Annotated in this window: 1 protein-coding gene; it reads left to right on the forward strand. The window is 34.2% G+C overall.

Features of this window, described 5'->3' with window-relative positions; translation table 11 throughout:
• Positions 1–18: 18 nt before the first annotated feature.
• Positions 19–398: transposase (locus tag IV36_RS12265; protein WP_082623775.1), on the forward strand; the 380-nt coding region annotated here is incomplete at its 3' end.

Consider the following 398-nt stretch of genomic DNA (forward strand, 5'->3'; position numbering starts at 1 on the left):
TTGTGAGGTACTTTTTTTATGACCAAATATAGTTCAAAATTAAAAGCAGAAGTTGTATCCGTATATTTGAATAGTAATCTCAATGCCTCGGAAGTAGCTTCTAAATATGACTTACCCGGGCGTCAAGTCCGAAAATGGATTCAACTGTATAAATTAGGTGGTGTAGAAACTTTTAATCGAAAAAGACACAAGCGATATTTCTCATCAGAGTTTAAATTAGATGTGATAGACTACTACCAAACTCATGATGATTCTTTAGCCATTGTTGCTATGAAATATGATATTTTAGCCGCACAAATAAGTATTTGGCGAAAAGTGTTCATCCGTGATGGTATTATGGGCTTAAGATCTCATCCTAAAGGCAGGCCATCTAAAATGAAACGTAAGAAAAAACAAGT

Source organism: Liquorilactobacillus mali (genome assembly GCF_001437155.1).
Classification (GTDB): Bacteria; Bacillota; Bacilli; order Lactobacillales; family Lactobacillaceae; genus Liquorilactobacillus; species Liquorilactobacillus mali_A.